The sequence below is a fragment of the Microbacterium sp. H6 genome (genome assembly GCF_003314775.1).
Classification (GTDB): domain Bacteria; phylum Actinomycetota; class Actinomycetes; order Actinomycetales; family Microbacteriaceae; genus Microbacterium; species Microbacterium oxydans.
This window is the reverse complement of the sequence record NZ_QOAY01000139.1, coordinates 1-4,373: the sequence shown is the minus strand read 5'-3', so window position 1 is coordinate 4,373 and position 4,373 is coordinate 1. Positions and strand designations below refer to the sequence as shown.

6 protein-coding genes are annotated in these 4,373 nt (G+C 70.0%); 5 read left to right on the top strand and 1 reads right to left on the bottom strand.

All coding sequences use genetic code 11. The features are described 5' to 3' along the window. From DSP71_RS23435 to DSP71_RS08935, 5 genes are all read left to right on the top strand, one after another. Positions 1–718: L-serine ammonia-lyase, iron-sulfur-dependent, subunit alpha (locus DSP71_RS23435; protein WP_258546341.1), on the top strand; the 718-nt coding region annotated here is incomplete at its 5' end. 70 nt (positions 719–788) lie between these two features. Then, complete coding sequence (locus tag DSP71_RS08950) at positions 789–1,544, top strand: AAA family ATPase (protein ID WP_046746703.1); 756 nt, start codon at positions 789–791, stop codon at positions 1,542–1,544. 42 nt (positions 1,545–1,586) lie between these two features. Then, the gene (locus tag DSP71_RS08945) at positions 1,587–2,183 is read left to right on the top strand and encodes a TetR family transcriptional regulator (RefSeq protein ID WP_113680918.1); all 597 of its coding nucleotides are present in this window, start codon (positions 1,587–1,589) and stop codon (positions 2,181–2,183) included. A gap of 100 nt (positions 2,184–2,283) precedes the next feature. Next, entirely contained in the window at positions 2,284–3,069 is a 786-nt protein-coding gene (locus DSP71_RS08940) for an ABC transporter ATP-binding protein (protein WP_218867781.1), read from the top strand. Continuing rightward, positions 3,066–3,800, top strand: a complete 735-nt coding sequence (locus tag DSP71_RS08935) for an ABC transporter permease (RefSeq protein ID WP_113680917.1) — start codon at positions 3,066–3,068, stop codon at positions 3,798–3,800. The genes DSP71_RS08940 and DSP71_RS08935 overlap by 4 nt, the downstream gene beginning before the upstream one ends. A 20-nt stretch (positions 3,801–3,820) precedes the next feature. On the opposite strand, the gene DSP71_RS08930 is transcribed toward DSP71_RS08935, so the two are convergent. Next, positions 3,821–4,373: ATP-dependent helicase C-terminal domain-containing protein (locus DSP71_RS08930; RefSeq protein WP_309472612.1), on the bottom strand; the 553-nt coding region annotated here is incomplete at its 5' end.

The window sequence follows — 4,373 nt, the reverse complement described above, 5'->3', positions numbered from 1 at the left end:
CGGCGAATGGCTCGGGGCTTTCGCGCTCGCCGTGAACGAGGAGAACGCGGCGGGCGGTCGCGTCGTCACCGCGCCGACCAATGGAGCCGCAGGCATCCTCCCAGCCGTCGCGATGTACTGGTGGCGTTTCCTTGCCGACTCGGGGCTCGGGGCGGGCAACGCGGTCACCCCGTACGGCGAGCTGGTCGGCAGTGCGCTGCTCGGTTTCGAGTCGGACGTGCGTGCGGTGAGCGACGGGAGCGACCTCGACGAGGAGCAGACCGCTGAGGCGAACCGTCGCCGCGGCATCCGTCGCTTCCTGCTGACCGCGACGGCGCTCGGGTCGCTGTTCAAGGCCAACGCGTCGATCTCCGGCGCGGAGGGCGGGTGCCAGGCCGAGGTCGGCAGCGCCTGTGCCATGGCGGCCGGCGGCCTCACCGCGGTGATGGGCGGCACGAACCGGCAGATCGAGAACGCGGCCGAGATCGCGATGGAGCACCACCTCGGTCTCACGTGCGATCCGATCGGCGGGCTCGTGCAGATTCCGTGCATCGAGCGCAACGCGATCGCCGCCTCGACCGCCGTCACCGCTGCGCGGCTCGCCCTTCGCGGCGACGGCAGCCACTACGTCTCGCTGGACGCCGTCGTCGAGACGATGCGCCAGACGGGGGCCGACATGTCCACCAAGTACAAGGAGACGAGCGAGGGTGGCCTCGCTGTCAACGTCATCGAGTGCTGAGGCTCCTTCCCGTGTCCCTGTCGGGGGATGCGGGTAGCCTCTCCGAGACGCCACACGGGGAGGGATCACGATGGATGCGTTCTGGGAGCCGACCTCTCGGCGACGACGGCAGCAGCCCGTCGTCGCGGTCCGTCCGAACGATGAGGCGCCGACGACGGGCACGGGGTGGCCGACGAACATCCCCGCGGTCGCCCAGGTGCTGCGTGAGGGGATCGACCTCGACCCCGGGGTGACCTTCCTGGTCGGCGAGAACGGCAGCGGCAAGTCCACCCTGGTCGAGGGCGTCGCGATCGCGTACGGCCTCTCACCCGAGGGAGGTTCCCGGCAGGCTCGACACACCACGCGGGCGACCGAATCGCCATTGTCCGAGTGGTTGCGGCTGCAGCGGGGAGTGGGCTCGAGCCGTTGGGGGTTCTTCCTCCGTGCAGAGACGATGCACTCCTTCTACACCTACCTCGAGGAGAACCCGTCGACCAGCGCACCCGATGTGCCGTTCCACGAGATGAGCCACGGCGAGTCGTTCCTCGCACTGCTGGAGAGCCGTTTCGACGAGCCGGGCTTCTACTGCCTCGACGAGCCGGAGGCCGCGTTGTCCTTCAACTCCACCCTCGCCCTGATCGCCGTGCTCCGACGCATCGCCGACGAGGGAGGGCAGGTGCTGTGCGCCACCCACTCGCCGGTGCTGGCGGCCCTGCCGGGAGCGAAGATCCTCGAGGTCGGCGAGTGGGGTGTGCGCCCGGCCGAGTGGGACGACCTCGAGATCGTGAACCACTGGCGTTCGTTCCTCGAGCATCCGACGCGCTATCTGCGTCATCTGCTCGACTGACCGGCGCGCCGTGCCATCGCCGCGCATCATAGGCTGACGGGCATGACCGAGCACAAGCCCCCCAGGCGGCGTGGCCGTCCCCGCGGCGTCTCGGACTCGCGCGCGCGCATCATCGCGTCCGCCGTGGACGACTTCGGGGAGAAGGGCTACGACGGAGCGACGATCCGCTCCATCGCCGCGAGGGCCGGGGTGGACTCCGCCCTCGTGCACCACTACTTCGGCACCAAAGCCGACCTCTTCGCCGAAGCCGTGGGCATCCCGCTGCGTCCGGACATCGATGTGCCGGGGATCCTCGCGGGTCCGCGTGACGAGGTCGGTGAACGTCTGATCCGATACGTCCTCGAGGCGTTCGAGCAGCCCGAGGTGCGCCGGCGCGGGGTCATGCTCCTGCGCACCGCGATCGGGAGTCGGGTGACGACACCGCTGCTGGCAGGATTCCTCTCGCGTGAGCTCCTCTCCCGCATCTCGCGGAGCCTCGACGTCGACGACGCCGACCTCAGGGCATCGCTCGTCGCCTCGCAGATCGCCGGGATGCTGATTGCCCGATATGTGCTGAAGCTCCCTGCGCTCGCTGCCGCCCCGGTGGAGGACCTCGTCGCACGGCTGGGCCCCACGGTGCAGCGCTACCTCTTCGGCTGAGCTCCACTTCCTTCTGCTCTGCACCTTCTACGGCGCTCCACCTTGCTGCGCTCTGGAGAACCCGTTGACGCCGTCGAGCGGGAGGCGCATAATTCATCGCATGATGAATAATGCTGCCGTCGAGATCACGCAGCTGCGCGTGCGGCGCGGGGCCGTTCGTGTGTTCGACGGCATCGACCTCGCCGTGCCCCGCGGCCAGATCACGGGGCTGCTGGGTCCCTCGGGGTGCGGCAAGACCACGCTCATGCGGTCGATCGTCGGGGTGCAGCGGATCGCGTCGGGCGACGTGACCGTTCTCGGTGAGCCGGGCGGTTCCCGCCAGCTGCGGCATCGTGTCGCGTACGGCACGCAGGGCGCCTCGGTCTACGGCGATCTCAGCGTGCGGCAGAATCTCACCTACTTCGCCTCGCTCCTGAAAGCGCCGAAGGGCGATGTCGACCGGGTCATCCAGGAGGTCGGTCTCGGCGCGCAGGCGGCGCAGCTCGTCGATTCGCTGAGCGGTGGCCAGGCGACGCGGGTGTCGCTCGCGGTCGCACTGATCGGCGCCCCGGAGCTCATCGTGTTGGACGAGCCTACGGTCGGCCTCGACCCTGTGCTGCGTGCCGAGCTGTGGAGCCTGTTCCGCCGCCTTGCCGACCGGGGCGTCACACTCATCGTCTCGAGCCACGTGATGGACGAGGCTGTGCGCTGCGACCGGCTGCTCCTGATGCGGGAAGGGCGGATCATCGCCGACACGACACCATCGTCGCTGCTCGCCGACACCGGCACGAGCGACGCCGAAGCCGCGTTCCTCGCTCTGATCGAGCGCGACAGCGCGGCCGGCGCCGCGACCACCAGGCGGGCGCGGCGAGAGGCGCACGAGCGGGATGAGGAGGTCGAGGGATGAACGGCCGTCGGCTGTTCGCGACCGCCGGGCGCGTGCTCACGCAGCTGCGGCACGACCCGCGGTCGATCGCCCTGATGCTCATCGCCCCGAGCCTGCTCGTCGGTCTCTTCGCCTGGCTGTTCAGCGAGCAGGACGGTGTGTTCGACCAGTTCGGCGGTGCGATCCTGGCGCTGTTCCCGTTCATCGTGATGTTCCTCATCACATCGATCACCACCCTGCGCGAGCGCCGTTCCGGCACGCTCGAACGGCTGATGACCACGCCACTCGAGAAGGCCGACTTCATCCTCGGCTACGCACTCGCGTTCGGGCTGATGGCCCTGCTGCAGGCGGTGATCACGGTGTCGTTCGCGGTCGCGGTGTGCGGCCTCGACGTCGACGGGCCGCTGTGGCAGCTCGGCCTCGTCGCGGTTGTCGATGCTCTGCTCGGCACGGCGCTCGGGCTGCTGGCGAGCGCGTTCGCCCAGACCGAGTTTCAGGCCGTGCAGTTCATGCCGCTGCTGGTGTTCCCGCAGATCATCCTCGGCGGTCTGTTCATGCCCCGAGACCAGATGCCCGATGTGCTGCACGCTATCTCCGACTGGCTGCCGCTCAGCTACGCGATCGACACGATCAACGCGGTCGCGGCGGGCGACGAGGGCGCGGACGTGTTCGGTCCGCTGCTCATCGTCGTGGCGTTCGCCGTCGGGGCCCTGGCGCTTGCCGCCCTCACGCTGCGGCGGCGAACTCGCTGAGACCGGCTCGGGGGTGCGGGTCAGCGTGCGGCGCGGTTCTTGGTGTGCTTGGTCGGCGCCGCTGCCCACGGATCTTCGGGCCATGGGTGCAGGGGGTAGCGGCCGCGCATCTCGGCGCGCACCTGGGCGTAGGGACCGGACCAGAAGGAGGCGAGGTCGTCTGTGACGGCGAGCGGCCGCCCCGCCGGGGACAGCAGGTGGAAGAGCACGAGAACGCGTCCGTCCACCAGCCGCGGCGTCTCCGCCCAGCCGAAGCACTCCTGCAGCTTCACTGCCACGACGGGGCGTGCGGTCGCGTCGCCGTCGGGCTCCGGGTAGGTGATGCGCACCCGGGACCCGCTGGGCACGGCGAGCCGTTCCGGGGCGAGCGTATCCAGGTGCACGGCTTCCGGCCAGGGCAGCAGACGGCGAAGGGCGGACGTGAGATCCAGCCGGCTGGCGGGGGCGCCGGACGCGAGGGCATCGAGCTCCGTCGCCAGCCACGTGTCGAGCGATTCGAGCAGCCCCGAGTCCGACACGTCGGGCCAGGGTTCGCCGAGCTCGCGTCGCAGCAGCGCGAGTCGGCGGCGCAGG

Bases quoted from the DNA above. Each gene is read 5' to 3' on its own strand.
- DSP71_RS08945 (WP_113680918.1), top strand. From the start codon at position 1,587: ATGACCGAGCACAAGCCCCCCAGGCGGCGTGGCCGTCCCCGCGGCGTC.
- DSP71_RS08940 (WP_218867781.1), top strand. From the start codon at position 2,284: ATGATGAATAATGCTGCCGTCGAGATCACGCAGCTGCGCGTGCGGCGC.
- DSP71_RS08950 (WP_046746703.1), top strand. From the start codon at position 789: ATGGATGCGTTCTGGGAGCCGACCTCTCGGCGACGACGGCAGCAGCCC.
- DSP71_RS08935 (WP_113680917.1), top strand. From the start codon at position 3,066: ATGAACGGCCGTCGGCTGTTCGCGACCGCCGGGCGCGTGCTCACGCAG.